The organism is Mesorhizobium sp. M8A.F.Ca.ET.181.01.1.1, assembly GCF_004792025.1.
GTDB lineage: Bacteria > Pseudomonadota > Alphaproteobacteria > Rhizobiales > Rhizobiaceae > Mesorhizobium.
This window is the reverse complement of record NZ_SRTV01000166.1, coordinates 1-325: the sequence shown is the minus strand read 5'-3', so window position 1 is coordinate 325 and position 325 is coordinate 1. Positions and strand designations below refer to the sequence as shown.

The following is a 325-nucleotide window of genomic DNA, read 5'->3' as shown; positions in this document are numbered from 1 at the left end:
CGGGCATGGAAGACCGCTTCTGGAATTATGCGAAGCTTGCCGAATACTTTCGCGAGCGCGCCAGGGGCGGCGTCGGCCTGATCATTACCGGCGGTATCTCGCCGAATCGCGAGGGTTGGCTGCTGCCGTTCGGCGGCACGCTGAACTCGGTGTTCGATCTGCGCAATCATCGGCGGCTCACGCAAGCAGTTCACGAAGAAGGCGGCAAGATCGCAATGCAGATCCTGCATGCAGGTCGCTACGGTTATCAGCCATTGGTTGTGTCCGCATCGGCTTTGAAGTCGCCTATCTCCAGGTTCAGGCCGCGACGCGCGCGGCCTGAACC

1 pseudogene is annotated in these 325 nt (G+C 61.2%); it reads left to right on the top strand.

What is annotated here, in order from left to right:
- Positions 1–325, top strand: a pseudogene (gene fadH, locus EN824_RS34065) (NADPH-dependent 2,4-dienoyl-CoA reductase); the annotation flags it as partial.